This window comes from Streptomyces sp. CA-250714 (assembly GCF_050936705.1).
GTDB lineage: Bacteria > Actinomycetota > Actinomycetes > Streptomycetales > Streptomycetaceae > Streptomyces.
The window spans coordinates 2995231-3008479 of sequence record NZ_JBNJMI010000002.1 but is presented as its reverse complement, the minus strand read 5'-3'; the positions used below and the strand labels follow the sequence as shown (position 1 = coordinate 3008479).

The window sequence follows — 13249 nt, the reverse complement described above, 5'->3', positions numbered from 1 at the left end:
GCGGGGAGGGGTCAGACCCTGACGGCGGCGGCCAGGCCCTCGAACTCCGCGTCGGTCAGTTCGATTCGGGCTGCTTGGGTGTTTTCCTCGAGGTGGGCCAGGCGGGAGGTGCCGGGGATGGGGAGGAGTACTGGGGAGCGGCGGAGAAGCCAGGCAAGGGCGAGTTGGGAGGGGGTGGCGCCGTGTTGTTGGGCGGCGGTTTCCAGGGGGCCGCCGGGGCGGGCCAGTTCGCCGGTGGCGATGGGGAACCAGGGGATGAAGGCGACGTTCTCCTGCTCCGCGTACTCCAGCACGGGCTCCGCGCTGCGGTCGGCGAGGTTGTAGAGGTTCTGCACGGAGACGACGTCCGTCAGCTTTCTGGCCTCCTCCAGCTGTGCCACCGACACCTCGGACAGCCCGATGAACCGGATCTTGCCCTCCTGCTGGAGCAGCGACAGCTCGCCCAGCTGGTCGGCGACCGGCACCTTCTCGTCGATACGGTGCAGCTGATAGAGGTCGATACGCTCCAGACCCAGGTGGCGCAGGCTCAGTTCGCACTGCTGGCGCAGATATTCGGGCCGGCCCACCGGGCGCCAGTCGTCGGGGCCCGGCCGGGTCAGTCCGCCCTTGGTGGCGATGACCAGATCGTCCGGGTACGGGTGCAGGGCCTCCCGGATGAGGCGCTCGCTGACGAACGGGCCGTAGGAGTCGGCCGTGTCGATGAAGTTCACGCCCAGCTCGACGGCGCGCCGCAGTACCCGTACGGCCTGGTCGGGGTCCCGGGGCTCGCCCCAGACGCCGGGGCCGGTCAGCTGCATGGCGCCGTATCCGAGCCGGCGTACGGGGAGCTCCCCGCCGAGCGCGAAGGTCCCGGCGGCGGCGACGGGCCGGCCGGCGTGCGCTGCTGCGGCTGCTGAGGAGTCGGACACGAGTCGTTCCCTTCGTCGGTGACGCCTGTCGGGTTCAGCCGAGCATCTTGATGACCTCGGCGGCCACCGGCCCCGCTGACGCCGGGTTCTGACCGGTGACCAGATTACGGTCCACGATCAGGTGCGGGGCCCAGGGTTCGCCCGCGTCGAAGTGCGCCCCGGCCTCGACGAGCCGGTCCTGGAGCAGCCATTTGGCCTTGTTGGCCAGCCCCGTCTGGTGCTCCTCGGCGTTGGTGAAACCGGTCAGCCGGTACCCGTACACCGCGCTGGCGCCCTCCTGGGTGTGGGCGGCCAGCAGTGCCGCCGGGCCGTGGCAGACGACGCCGAGCGGCCTGCCGGAGGCCAGTGTCCGCACCAGGAGCGTGCCGGAGTCGGAGTCGGTGGCGAGGTCCTCCATGGGGCCGTGTCCGCCGGGGTAGAAGACGGCGTCGAAGCCGGCCGGGCCGCCGCCGCTGTCGATCCGGACGTCCTCGATGCTCAGCGGCTGGCCCAGCTCCGTGAAGGACTCCAGCCCCTCGGCCACCCGGTCGGCGTTGTCCTGTCCACCGTTCGCGTCGGCGGACAGGCTGGCCTGGTCGACGCTGGGGAGGACCCCGCCGGGGGTGGCGACGACGACCTGGTGGCCGGCCGCCTTGAACGCCTCGTAGGGGGTGACCGCCTCATCGGCCCAGAAGCCGGTCGGGTGCTGGGTGCCGTCGGCGAGTGTCCAGTGGCGGGCGCCGGTCAGCACGAAAAGGATCTGCGACATGTCGTTCTCCGGGGGCTGCGGGGAGGGCTACCCGACGACGGTAGGCCGCGCCGGGCGCCCACGGTGGCTGACGTCACCGGGCGAGCCCACCGCATCCCCTGGCCGCCGCAGCCCCGTGGAGGCCGAAAGACCCCGTTGACTAGAACTATTCAGTGCGTATGGTTGGTGAATAGATTCGTATGCGACGACAGGCGGGCGCGTACGCCGCGACAGCACCACCGGTGTGCGCGTACGACGCGAGTCGAGGAGGCAGAGCCAACATGACCAGCACCGCAGGACCGCGCCCGGTCAGGGCGCCGCGCGGCAGCGAGCTGAGCGCGCTCGGATGGCAGCAGGAGGCCGCGCTGCGGATGCTCCAGAACAACCTCGACCCGGAGGTCGCCGAGCACCCCGACAAGCTCGTCGTCTACGGCGGCACCGGAAAGGCAGCCCGTGACTGGGCGTCGTTCGACGCGATGGTCCGCACCCTGCGCACGCTGCGCGGCGACGAGACGATGCTCGTACAGTCCGGCCGTCCCGTCGGAGTGATGACCACCCACGAGTGGGCCCCGCGTGTGCTGATCGCCAACTCCAACCTGGTCGGCGACTGGGCCAACTGGGAGGAGTTCCGGCGCCTTGAGCAGCTCGGCCTGACCATGTACGGCCAGATGACCGCCGGTTCGTGGATCTACATCGGCACCCAGGGCATCCTCCAGGGCACCTACGAGACGTTCGCGGCGGTCGCAGCCAAACGCTTCGGCGGCTCGCTGGCCGGGACCATCACCCTGACCGCGGGGCTCGGCGGGATGGGCGGCGCCCAGCCGCTCGCCGTCACCATGAACGACGGCGTCGCGATCGTCGTCGAATGCGACCCCTCCCGTATCGATCGCCGTATCGAGCACGGCTACCTCGACGTGCGCGCCGGGAACACCGCCGAAGCGCTGCGGCTGGCCGTCGAGGCCAGGGACGCGCGCCGCCCGCTGTCCATCGGGCTGCTCGGCAACGCCGCCGAGGTGCTGCCCCGGCTGCTCGCCGAGGGCGCGCCCATCGACATCGTCACCGACCAGACCTCCGCCCACGACCCGCTGGCCTATCTGCCCGTCGGTGTGGACTTCGCGGACATGGCCACGTACGCGGCCGAGAAGCCCGCCGACTTCACCCGGCGCGCACGCGAGTCGATGGCCGCGCACGTCGAGGCGATGGTCGGCTTCCAGGACGCCGGTGCCGAGGTCTTCGACTACGGCAACTCCATCCGCGGCGAGGCGCAGCTCGCCGGTTACGCGCGCGCGTTCGACTTCCCCGGCTTCGTCCCCGCCTATATCCGCCCCCTCTTCTGCGAGGGCAAGGGCCCCTTCCGCTGGGCGGCGCTGTCCGGCGACCCCGCCGACATCGCCGCGACGGACCGGGCGCTGCTCGACCTGTTCCCCGAGAACGCGTCGCTGGCCCGCTGGCTGAAGCTCGCCGGTGAGCGCGTGCACTACCAGGGGCTGCCCGCGCGGATCTGCTGGCTCGGATACGGGGAGCGGGCCGCGGCCGGCGAACGGTTCAACGACATGGTGGCGGCGGGCGAGCTCAAGGCCCCGCTCGTACTGGGCCGCGACCACCTCGACTGCGGGTCCGTCGCCTCGCCCTACCGGGAGACCGAGGCCATGCGGGACGGCTCCGACGCCATCGCCGACTGGCCCATGCTGAATGCCATGCTCAACGTCGCCTCCGGCGCCTCCTGGGTCTCCCTCCACCACGGGGGAGGGGTCGGCATGGGCCGCTCCCTCCACGCCGGGCAGGTAACCGCCGCCGACGGCACCGCCCTCGCGGGGGAGAAGCTGCAACGCGTGCTCACCAACGACCCCGGCACAGGAGTGATCCGCCACGTCGACGCGGGGTACCCCGAGGCGGAGACGGTCGCCGCCGAACGCGGAGTCCGCATTCCGATGCGGGAGGGAGAAGCCTGATGGTGCGGTCTTTCCACGCCATGTGGAAGGAGCTGCTCCCTCTCGGCCGGGCGAGCGGCGGGGGCTACCGCCGGTTCGCCTGGTCGGGGCCCGATATGGAGTGCCGGGCGTGGTTCCGGGAGCAGGCGGCGGCCAGAGGGCTGGCGTACGAGGTCGACGGGAACGGCAACCAGTGGGCGTGGGCCGGCGACAAGGACGCCGGGGACGCGCTGGTGACCGGCTCCCACCTGGACTCCGTACCCGACGGCGGCGCCTTCGACGGCCCTCTCGGCGTCATCTCCGCGTTCGCCGCGCTGGATGAACTCCGCTCCCGGAACGTGCCGTTCACCCGCCCCCTCGCCATCGTCAACTTCGCCGACGAGGAGGGCGCCCGCTTCGGGCTGTCCTGTGTGGGCTCCCGCCTGCTGACCGGCGCGCTCACCCCCGAGGGCGCCCACGCGCTGCGGGACGCCGACGGGGTGACGCTCCCGCAGGCCATGGAGGCGGCGGGGCACAGTCCCGAGGCCCTCGGGCCCGACCCCGAGCGACTCGCCCGCATCGGCGCCTTCGTCGAACTGCACATCGAGCAGGGCCGCGCGCTGTCCGGGACGCCGCACCCGGTCGCCGTCGCCTCCGCGATCTGGCCGCACGGGCGCTGGCGGTTCGACTTCCGGGGCGAGGCCAACCACGCGGGCACCACCCGGCTGGAGGACCGCAGGGACCCGATGCTCACCTACGCCAACACCGTGCTCGCGGCCCGTAAGAAGGCGCGGCTGGCGGGGGCGCTGGCCACCTTCGGCAAGGTGGCGGTGGAGCCGAACGGGGTGAACGCCGTGCCGTCCATGGTCAGGGGCTGGCTGGACGCGCGGGCTCCGGACGGGGAGACGCTGGCGGCCGTCGTCGCCGAGATCGAACGCGCGGCAGCCGAGCGGGGCGGGCGCGACGGCGTGGACGTCGAGGTCGCGCGGGAGTCCCGGACGCCGCTGGTGGAGTTCGACCATGTGCTGCGCGACCGACTGGTCGGTCTGCTGGGTGGGGACGTCCCCGTGCTGCCCACCGGCGCCGGACACGACGCGGGTATTTTGTCCGCTTCGGTGCCTACGGCGATGCTGTATGTCCGCAACCCGACCGGTGTCTCGCACTCGCCCGCCGAGTTCGCCGAAGAGGACGACTGTGCGGCGGGCGTCGGCGCGCTCGCCGACGTACTGGAAGGCCTGCTGTGAAGGTGAACCGGTGTGACGACGAGGACTAGGACCAACCCCAACGCGACGGGGCCCGACCCCGGTGGCGTTCCGGCCGAGAAGCTCTACTGGTGCGAGCACGCGTGGCTCAACGGCACCGTCGAACCGCACGTCGTACTGGAGGTGACCGCACAGGGCCGGCTCGGCGCCGTCCGTACCGGCGTCCAGGCGCCGCCGCCCGGCGCGGTCACCCTGCGCGGGCTGACGCTGCCCGGACTGGCGAACGCCCACTCGCACGCGTTCCACCGGGCGCTGCGCGGCACCGTCCAGGTCGGCTCCGGCACCTTCTGGACGTGGCGCGACACCATGTACCAGACGGCGTCGCTGCTCACCCCGGACAGCTACTACGCGCTGGCCCGCGCGGTGTACGCCGAGATGGCGCTGGCCGGGATCACCTGCGTCGGCGAGTTCCACTATCTGCACCACGCGCCGGGCGGGGAACGTTACGAGGACCCCAACGCCATGGGGCACGCGCTGGTCGCCGCCGCGGCCGACGCGGGCATCCGCATCACCCTGCTCGACACCGCCTACCTCGCCTCCGGCATCGGCCGGAAGGGCCGCGGCGAGCCGCCCACGCGGCAGCAGTTGCGCTTCAGCGACGGCACCGCCGAGGCGTGGGCCGAACGCGCCTCCGCGTTCCGGCCGGCCGGTGACCACGCGCGGGTCGGCGCCGCCGTGCACTCCGTACGCGCCGTACCCGCACGGGAGTTGCGCACGGTCGCCGAGTGGGCCGACCAGCGGAGCGCGCCGCTGCACGTCCATCTGTCCGAGCAGACCGCGGAGAACGAGGCGTGCCGGAGCGTGCACGGTCTGACGCCGACCGCGCTGCTCGCCGAGCACGGCGTGCTCGGCCCGCGGACCACCGCCGTCCACGCCACCCATCTGACGGGGGACGACATCCGTGCGGTGGGCGGCTCCGGAACAGGCGTGTGCATGTGCCCGACCACCGAACGCGATCTGGCCGACGGCATCGGTCCTGCGCCGGCGCTCGACCGTGCCGGGGCAGGACTGTCGCTGGGCAGCGACAGCCACGCCGTCATCGACCTGTTCGAGGAGGCCCGCGCTCTGGAGCTGAACGAGCGCCTCGCCAGCCGCACCCGGGGCCACTGGACTGCCGGACAGCTGCTGCGGGCCGCCACCGAGGGCGGGCACGCCGCGCTGGGCTGGCCAGAGGCGAGCCGCCTGGAGACGGGGGCGCTGGCCGACTTCGTCACCGTCGCGCTGGATTCCGTGCGTACGGCCGGGCCGGTGGTGCGGCTGGGGGCCGAGACGGCCGTGTTCGCGGCCACGGCCGCCGATGTCCGCCACACGGTGGTGGGCGGCCGGCATGTGGTGCGGGACGGCTCGCACACCCTCCTCGACTCCGTCCCCAAGGCCCTCACGGAGGCCATTGCCGCCCTACGCGCCTGAGCCGGACCGAAGCCCCCTCCCCCGACCAAGGACCGACCCCACCATGCCCGAAGCCCCCACCTCCCTCTCCCTCACCAACATCGCCGCCCTCGTCACCAACGACCCCGCCCAGGGCGACGGCAGCCCGCTCGGCATCGTCGAGAACGCCGCACTCGTCATCGAGGACGGCAAGGTGGCCTGGGTCGGCCCCGGCCACCGCGCGCCGGCGGCGGACGAGACGTACGACGCGGGCGGCAGGGCCGCGATCCCGGGTTTCGTCGACAGCCACTCACACCTGCTCTACGCGGGCGACCGCACCCAGGAGTTCAACGCCCGGATGTCCGGCCGCCCCTACACGGCGGGCGGTATCCGCACCACCGTGCAGGCGACCCGCGAGGCCACCGACGAGGCGCTGGCGGCAAACCTGGAAGCGCATCTGCGCGAGATGCGGGCGCAGGGCACGACCACCGTCGAGACGAAGTCGGGCTACGGGCTCTCCCCCGAACACGAGGCCCGTGCCCTGCGGGTGGCGGCCGAGTCCGGCGTGGACGAGGTCACCTATCTCGGCGCCCACATCGTTCCGCCCGAGTACGCGGCGGACCCCGACGGGTACACCGCGCTCGTCGCCGGCGAGATGCTCAAGGCGTGTGCCCCGTACGTCCGCTGGGTGGATGTCTTCTGCGAGGAGGGCGCGTTCGACGAGGACCGGTCGCGGGCGATCCTCCTGGCGGGCAAGGCCGAGGGCCTCATCCCCCGCGTCCACGCCAACCAGCTCACCCACGGTCCGGGTGTCCAACTGGCCGTGGAGGTGGGCGCGGCATCGGCGGACCACTGCACGCACCTCAGCGACGCGGATGTCGACGCGCTGGCGAACAGCACGACAGTGGCGACCTTGCTGCCCGGCTGCGAGTTCTCCACCCGCGCCGTCTACCCGGACGCCCGCCGACTGCTGGAGGCGGGCGTCACGGTCGCGCTGTCCACCGACTGCAACCCGGGCTCCTCGTACACCTCCTCGATGCCGTTCTGCATCGCGATCGCCGTACGGGAGATGAACATGACGCCGGACCAGGCACTGTGGTCCGCCACCGCGGGCGGTGCCCAGGCACTGCGCCGCACGGACGTCGGCCGGCTGACCCCCGGCTCCCGCGCCGACCTCGCACTGCTGGACGCCCCTTCACACGTCCACCTCTCCTACCGCCCGGGCGTCCCGCTGGTCGCGGCGGTGTGGCGGGAGGGCGTACGCGTGTAAGGGGCGCGGGGAACTGCGCGACCAGCCACATCCCACCTGCAGCCCGCAAGCGACGGGCAGGGGCACCCCCTCACGGGGCCCGGACCAGGGCGTCGGCGCGAAAGGATTGCGGGGTGACCCCGTACGCCCCGCGGAAGGCCCGAGTGAAGTCGGCGGCCCGGGCGAAGCCCCAACTGGCGGCGATGGCCTGAATGGTGAGCCCGCCGAGCTCCGGATCGGCCAGATCGCGCCGGGCCCGATTGAGCCGCTGGCGGCGGATCCACGAACTGACCGTGCAGCCCTGGCGCTGAAAGAGCCGGTGCAGGGTCCGGGTCGAGATGTGGTGCGCCGCGGCGACGGTGTCGGGGCACAGACCGGGGTCGCCCAAGTGCTCCCAGATGAAGCTCTGGATCCGGGCGAACAGGGCGCGGCGGTGGTCGACGGTGTCCCGGACGCCGGCCGCCACCGGGCGTTCTTTCTGGCAGGGCACCAATGTCTCCCCCGGACGGTCAGAAGCTGTTCCAGCCCGCCCGACGATAGGAAACCGCAGGCCGCGGCGAATCCCGTACAGGTTCCAACTCCGGCGTGCAACCAGGGGTTGAGGCGGTGGCGGGATGGTCCTGAGGCGGTAGTCGGTGGTTGGTTGTAGAGTCACAATTGTTTTGGTCTTACAAGCAATCCGGGGGGAGTCTTGTCCGACGCCGAACTCACGCCGCGCCGCAGGCTGCTGGTCCTGGCGATCTGCTGCATGTCGCTGCTGATCGTCAGCCTCGACACGACGGCTCTCAACGTGGCGTTGCCCGACATCCGTGCCGACCTGGGCGCTTCGGTGTCGGGCCTGCAATGGGTGATCGACGCGTACACCCTGGTGCTTGCGGCCCTGCTGATGCTGTCCGGTTCGACGGCCGACCGGCTGGGGCGCCGACGGGTCTTCCGCTGGGGGCTCGCGCTCTTCGTCGTGGGGTCGCTGCTGTGCAGCCTGGCGCCGGGACTCGGCTGGCTGGTGGCGGCCCGCGCCGTGCAGGCGGTGGGCGGTTCGATGCTCAACCCCGTCGCGATGTCGATCATCACCAACACCTTCACCGAGCCACGCGAGCGCGCCCGCGCGATAGGCGTATGGGGCGGGGTCGTCGGCATCAGCATGGCGGCCGGCCCCATCCTCGGCGGACTGCTGGTCGACGCCAGCGGCTGGCAGGCGATCTTCTGGGTGAACGTGCCGGTCGGGCTGGCCGCACTGGTGCTGACGACGCTGTTCGTACCCGAGTCCCGCGCGCCCAGAGCCCGCCGGGTGGACCCGGTGGGTCAGCTGCTGGTGATCGTCCTGCTGGGCTCCCTCACCTACGGAATCATCGAGAGCCCGCACAGCGGGTTCGCCTCGCCGCTGGTGCTCGGCTGCCTGACCGCGGCGCTCGTCGCCCTGTTGGCACTGCTGGTGTACGAGTCGCGCCGCGCCGAACCCCTCATCGACCCGCGCTTCTTCCGCAGCGTCCCGTTCGCGGGCGCGACGGCGACGGCGGTGTGCGCCTTCGCCGCGCTGGGCGGCTTCCTCTTCGTGACCTCGCTGTTCCTCCAGGACATCCGCGGCATGAACGCACTGCATGCGGGGCTGTGCATGCTGCCGATGGCGCTGATGACCCTGTTCTGCGCGCCGTTGTCCGGCCGCTTGGTGGGCTCCCGCGGCCCCCGGCTGCCGCTGCTGGCGGCGGGGGCGGGAATGACGGCGGCGGGGGTGCTGCTTGCCGGGACCGCTTCGGCCGACGTGCCGCTGTGGGTGCTCTTCGCCGGATACGTACTCTTCGGCATCGGCTTCGGGCTGGTCAACGCGCCGATCACCAACACCGCCGTCTCTGGCATGCCCCGTGCCCAGGCAGGTGTTGCCGCCGCCGTCGCCTCCACCAGCAGACAGGTCGGCTCCTCCTTGGGGGTGGCCGTCATCGGCGCCGTGATGGCCTCGGCGACGGTGACCGGCGGGGGCGCCACGGGGAGCTTCGTGGCCGATCAGCGCATGGCGTGGTGGATCGTCGCGGGCTGCGGCCTCGCCGTTCTCGTCCTCGGGGCGCTCACCACGGGCCGCCGGGCGCGTGCCACTGCGGAGCGGGCCGCGCGGAATCTGGGGGACGAAGGGCACGCCGCACCGGCCGCGCCCCGGCAGAGCGAGGTGGCACCGCGATGAGTTCCCAGGACGCGGAGCCGGAGGTGGCCGTACGCGCCTGGCGTGCGATGCGTACGTACGTCCTGGAGAGCGCCGACAAACGCAAGCAGGTCATGGATGCGCTCGGCATGAGCTTCTTCCGCGCCAAGGCACTGCGACTGATCGCGACCGAGGGGCCCCTCACACTGAAGGAGCTGTCGACGGGGCTGATGGCCGATGCGCCCTACACCACGATCACCGTCGACCACCTGGTCAAGCGCGGCCTCGCCACGCGCACCCCGCATCCCGACGACCGCCGCTCGAAGCTGGTCCAGGTCACGGCGGAGGGCGCGGCGGCAGTGGCCGAGATGATCCGTCTCACCGACACCCCGCCCCAGGCCCTGCGCGCGCTCGACGCCGAGGACCTGGCGGCCCTGGACCGCATCCTCACAAAACTCACCGCCCAGGAGGGCAACTCATGACGCAGGACGACCAGCCGTTCGTCACGTTCATCAATATCTTCGAGGTGGCCCCCGAGGACGCCGACGCAGTCGCCGCCAAGTGGCGCGAGCGCGCCGCGGTGATGAGCACCAAGCCCGGATTCCTCGACTCCCGGCTGCACAAGGCCCGTTCGCCCGAGGGCCGCTTCCAGCTGGTGAACGTCGCTCACTGGGAGAGCCAGGAGGCGTGGGAAGCAGCCAGCGCATCCATGGACTTCGCGAGCCGCGCCCAGGCGGCGCAGCAGGCCACGGACACACCGCTGCGCCCGAACACCGGGCTGTACGACATAGTCGCGGAGTTCTGAGCGGAGTTCCGCCCGCAGTGCTGAGCAACGCCGAGGGCCCGGCCGGACAGTGTGCACAGTCCGGCCGGGCCCTCGGCACGCGGAGAGGCCGCACCCCGTCGGGCGGCACCCCGCGTCACTCCTCGATCATCAGCCCCTTGCGGAGCTTGCCCAGCGTGCGGGAGAGCAGCCGGGAGACGTGCATCTGGGAGATGCCGAGCTCCTCACCGATCTCCGACTGGGTCATGTTCGCCACGAAGCGCAGCGAGAGGATTCTGCGGTCCCGCGCGGGCAGTTCGGCGATCAGCGGCTTCAACGACTCGACGTACTCGATGCCTTCGAGCCCGTGGTCCTCGTAGCCGATCCGGTCGGCCAGCGCGCCCTCGGTGTCGTCCTCCTCGGGCTGCGCGTCCAGCGAGCTGGCGGTGTAGGCGTTGCTCGCCGCCATGCCCTCGATGACTTCCTCGCTGGATATGTTGAGCCGCTGGGCCAGCTCCTCGGCGGTCGGTGCCCGGTCCAGCTTCTGGGCGAGTTCGTCGCCTGCCTTGGCCAGGTCGAGCCGGAGCTCCTGGAGGCGCCGGGGTACCCGCACCGACCAGGACGTGTCGCGGAAGAAGCGCTTGATCTCGCCGACGATGGTCGGCATCGCGAAGGTGGGGAACTCGACGCCGCGGTTCAGCTCGAAGCGGTCGATCGCCTTGATGAGGCCGATGGTGCCGACCTGGACGATGTCCTCCATGGGCTCGCTGCGCGAGCGGAATCTGGAGGCCGCGAACTTCACCAGGGCGAGGTTGAGTTCGACCAGGGTGTTGCGTACGTACGCGTATTCGTGGGTGCCCTCTTCGAGGTTCTCCAGCCGCTCGAACAGCGTCTTGGACAGGGCCCGCGCGTCCAGCGGACCGACCTCGTCGTAGGGTGGGATCTCGGGGAGCTGAAGCTGGTCGAAGAGGTCGGCTTCAACCGCTTCCGCGATCTGGTCGGTGCTCGTCCGATCGGTGAGCGTTTCGGGGGTCAGGGACGGGGAATCCGGCAGCCGGTCCGTGCTGTGCTGCTCCGGAACGGCGGGATCGGTCGCGACCTGCGTATACGCGGGGTCGGATATCCCGTTGTCGAGCCGGGGTGACATGGCTGTCCTCCATGGTTTTCTCGGCATATGGCTGCCGAAGCCGTGACGTGCACTACGGGGTGCGGCGCCTCCAGAGCCGACGTGGTTCGGTATCCCTACTAGACCTACCTGCTCCTGTACAGCAAGAGCAAGCTCCATATGTCCGTATGTGGCCAATCTGTCCAATGTTCGGCTACCGGTAAGGGCCACGAAGGCGTAGGGTTCGAACCGCTCGACGGGGGGAAGCAGTGAAGGCCCTCACGCGAAACAGAAGGGGTGTGCATGGACCGCGGGATGCCCGGCAGCACGAGCCAGGGCCGGCTGACGGTCGAGGTACGGCACGAGGGAATCAGTGCCGTGGTGACCCCCGAGGGTGAGCTCGATCACCACACCGCGGAGCTGTTGCGCGAGCCGTTGGAGCGGAGCGTCGAGGAGGGCTACAGCCGCCTCGTCGTGGACTGCTCACGGCTCGAGTTCTGCGACTCCACGGGGTTGAACGTACTGCTCGGCGCCCGCCTGAAGGCGGAGGAGGCCGGCGGCGGTGTCCATCTGGCGGGGATGCTCCCCGTAGTGGCGCGCGTCTTCGAGATCACCGGTGCGAGCGCGGTCTTCACCGTGCACGACGATCTCGCCTCGGCGCTGGGGAATTCCTCGGGCCCGGAATCCCGGCCAGAGGCGTAACCAGGGCGTTACGCGCATCACACAGGTCCGGCTGAATCCGTAAGTGTTCTCACGGTGCGTCCGGGCAGGAGTCCTTCGAATCTGTCAGACATTCGTGTACAGCGCGTCAAGGTTCCGCAGGGGTGCGGAACGGCGCGGGACGGCGAAACGTAACCGGTGATCGGTGAGGTGAACCACTGATGAGCACCACCCGGCCGCAACCGGCGGGCGACCGTGGTCCGGAGTCCGAGGGCACTCCGGCCACCGCGGGCCCGGGGTGTGCCGCGGCCGGGGGTGCTGACGCACGAGTGCGTGCCGGTACGGACACGGGGCGTGAGCCAGCCCTCGGGATCTCCGATTCCGGTGGCGCTCCCGGGGACGCTTCCACTTCCGGGAGCGCTTCCACGCCCGAACCCGAAGGGGGGAGTGGCGCCATGGGGACCGCTGCGGAGAGTGCGGCCTCGGCCGCCGCGGGGACCGCACGCCAGGCAGGACAGCCGATGCGGCAGGTCCGCAGGCTGCGACTGGTCGGCGCCAGCGGCGCCGTGCCGCGTGCCCGTGACTTCACCCGCCGGGCCCTCCAGGACTGGGGCTGGCTGCCCGCCGCCACGGCCGACCAGCGCGCGGCGGCTGAGGACGTGCTGCTCGTCGTCTCGGAACTGGTCACCAACGCGTGCCTGCACGCCAACGGCCCCGAGGAACTGCGGGTCGGCGCCAACGCGAAGGTGCTGCGCCTGGAGATCGTCGACCTGGGCAGCGGCTCCCCGTCCCCCCGTACGCCGCACCGCGCCGGCCGGCCCGGCGGACACGGGATGTTCATCGTCCAGCGGCTGTGCCTCGACTGGGGCGTGGTACGCAACGCGGAGGGCCCGGGCAAGACGGTGTGGGCGGAGCTCGCGGCTCCGCACTGACGCTCCGTATGACGGGGTGTGGGCGAGCTCGCGGCTCCGATCTGACGCTCGCGGCTCCGCTCTGACGCTCGTATGACGCGACATGGCGCGGGTGTTACGACGCGAAACGGGCGCGGGTGTTTCTCGCCTGTTTCCCGCCCCAACTCTTCGGCTCCCCGCTGACTCACGGTGCAGGCGCTCTTCCCTCGGCAAGGGGCTGGAGCTACTGTCGGCGCAAATCTGATGTGTCGTCAG

Annotated in this window: 12 protein-coding genes and 1 pseudogene; 9 read left to right on the top strand and 4 right to left on the bottom strand. The window is 71.4% G+C overall.

What is annotated here, in order from left to right; genetic code table 11:
- Positions 1-11: 11 nt before the first annotated feature.
- Positions 12-908 (bottom strand): aldo/keto reductase, encoded by an 897-nt coding sequence (locus ACQEU8_RS32265; protein ID WP_433107392.1) that lies wholly within the window; start codon positions 906-908, stop codon positions 12-14.
- A 34-nt stretch (positions 909-942) separates the two neighbouring features.
- Positions 943-1656 carry a type 1 glutamine amidotransferase domain-containing protein gene (locus ACQEU8_RS32260; protein WP_433107390.1) on the bottom strand — a complete coding sequence of 238 codons (714 nt, stop codon included), beginning with the start codon at positions 1654-1656 and terminating at the stop codon, positions 943-945.
- Positions 1657-1916: 260 nt separating this feature from the next.
- Here ACQEU8_RS32260 and hutU point away from each other — a divergent pair, with 260 nt between their 5' ends.
- From hutU to hutI, 4 genes are read left to right on the top strand one after another with little or no spacing between them, the layout of a single operon-like run.
- Positions 1917-3587 (top strand): urocanate hydratase, encoded by a 1671-nt coding sequence (gene hutU / locus ACQEU8_RS32255; RefSeq protein ID WP_433107388.1) that lies wholly within the window; start codon positions 1917-1919, stop codon positions 3585-3587.
- Complete coding sequence (locus ACQEU8_RS32250) at positions 3587-4789, top strand: allantoate amidohydrolase (RefSeq protein ID WP_433107387.1); 1203 nt, start codon at positions 3587-3589, stop codon at positions 4787-4789. Before hutU ends, ACQEU8_RS32250 begins: the two co-directional genes overlap by 1 nt.
- Positions 4790-4801: 12 nt before the next feature.
- A complete protein-coding gene (locus ACQEU8_RS32245; RefSeq protein WP_433107386.1) occupies positions 4802-6217 on the top strand; it encodes a formimidoylglutamate deiminase in 1416 nt (471 codons plus the stop codon).
- A 43-nt stretch (positions 6218-6260) separates the two neighbouring features.
- Positions 6261-7445: an imidazolonepropionase gene (gene hutI, locus ACQEU8_RS32240; protein ID WP_433107384.1), complete on the top strand. Its 1185-nt coding sequence runs from the start codon at positions 6261-6263 to the stop codon at positions 7443-7445.
- A gap of 70 nt (positions 7446-7515) precedes the next feature.
- Here the strand turns inward: hutI and ACQEU8_RS32235 are convergent.
- A pseudogene (locus tag ACQEU8_RS32235) lies at positions 7516-7857 on the bottom strand (helix-turn-helix domain-containing protein); the annotation flags it as partial.
- 258 nt (positions 7858-8115) lie between these two features.
- Between ACQEU8_RS32235 and ACQEU8_RS32230 the strand changes: the two are divergent.
- The 3 genes from ACQEU8_RS32230 to ACQEU8_RS32220 are packed head-to-tail and all read left to right on the top strand — an operon-like array spanning position 8116 to position 10360.
- Positions 8116-9597, top strand: a complete 1482-nt coding sequence (locus tag ACQEU8_RS32230) for an MFS transporter (protein WP_433107382.1) — start codon at positions 8116-8118, stop codon at positions 9595-9597.
- Positions 9594-10037: a MarR family winged helix-turn-helix transcriptional regulator gene (locus ACQEU8_RS32225; RefSeq protein WP_433107380.1), complete on the top strand. Its 444-nt coding sequence runs from the start codon at positions 9594-9596 to the stop codon at positions 10035-10037. Before ACQEU8_RS32230 ends, ACQEU8_RS32225 begins: the two co-directional genes overlap by 4 nt.
- Entirely contained in the window at positions 10034-10360 is a 327-nt protein-coding gene (locus ACQEU8_RS32220) for an antibiotic biosynthesis monooxygenase family protein (protein WP_433107378.1), read from the top strand. Before ACQEU8_RS32225 ends, ACQEU8_RS32220 begins: the two co-directional genes overlap by 4 nt.
- Positions 10361-10475: 115 nt before the next feature.
- Here the strand turns inward: ACQEU8_RS32220 and ACQEU8_RS32215 are convergent, their stop codons facing one another.
- On the bottom strand, positions 10476-11465 hold the full coding sequence (locus ACQEU8_RS32215) for an RNA polymerase sigma factor SigF (protein ID WP_433107376.1): 990 nt from the start codon (positions 11463-11465) through the stop codon (positions 10476-10478).
- A 261-nt stretch (positions 11466-11726) separates the two neighbouring features.
- Between ACQEU8_RS32215 and ACQEU8_RS32210 the strand changes: the two genes are divergently transcribed.
- Both ACQEU8_RS32210 and ACQEU8_RS32205 read left to right on the top strand, forming a co-directional pair.
- Positions 11727-12125, top strand: a complete 399-nt coding sequence (locus ACQEU8_RS32210) for an STAS domain-containing protein (RefSeq protein ID WP_433107374.1) — start codon at positions 11727-11729, stop codon at positions 12123-12125.
- Between the two features lie 413 nt (positions 12126-12538).
- Complete coding sequence (locus ACQEU8_RS32205; protein WP_433107372.1) at positions 12539-13015, top strand: ATP-binding protein; 477 nt, start codon at positions 12539-12541, stop codon at positions 13013-13015.
- The last annotated feature ends 234 nt before the right edge of the window (positions 13016-13249 follow it).